This is a genomic window from Amycolatopsis sp. cmx-8-4 (assembly GCF_046548675.1).
In the GTDB taxonomy this organism is placed as follows: Bacteria; Actinomycetota; Actinomycetes; order Mycobacteriales; family Pseudonocardiaceae; genus Amycolatopsis.
The window spans coordinates 1-528 of sequence record NZ_JAEBDZ010000109.1 but is presented as its reverse complement, the minus strand read 5'-3'; the positions used below and the strand labels follow the sequence as shown (position 1 = coordinate 528).

Annotated in this window: 1 protein-coding gene; it reads left to right on the top strand. The window is 63.6% G+C overall.

Annotated elements, in window-relative coordinates; all coding sequences use genetic code 11:
* Positions 1-528 (top strand): class II fructose-bisphosphate aldolase (locus ACLJQZ_RS48615; protein ID WP_410628525.1); only part of this gene is annotated, 528 nt, incomplete at both ends.

Here is a 528-nt window from a genome sequence, read left to right as displayed (position 1 = left end):
ACCTCGACGAAAACCTGCAGATCGCCCAGGAACTGCTGGCCAAGACCGCCGCGGCGAACATCATCCTCGAAGTCGAGATCGGCGTCGTCGGCGGCGAAGAAGACGGCGTCGCCCACGACATCAACGAGAAGCTCTACACCGCCGAAGGCGACTTCCTGAAGACGATCGACGCGCTGGGTTCCGGCGAGAACGGCCGCTACCTGCTGGCCGCCACGTTCGGGAACGTCCACGGCGTCTACAAGCCCGGCAACGTCAAGCTGCGCCCGGACGTGCTCAAGGGCGGGCAGGAAGCCGCGTCGAAGAAACTCGGCCTCGACGCCGGGTCGAAGCCGTTCGAGCTGGTCTTCCACGGCGGCTCCGGCTCACTGCCGGAAGAAATCCGCGAAGCCGTCTCCTACGGTGTGGTGAAGATGAACGTCGACACCGACACGCAGTACGCGTTCACCCGCCCGATCGTGGACCACTTCTTCAAGAACTACGACGGCGTCCTGAAGATCGACGGCGAGGTCGGCAACAAGAAGTTCTACG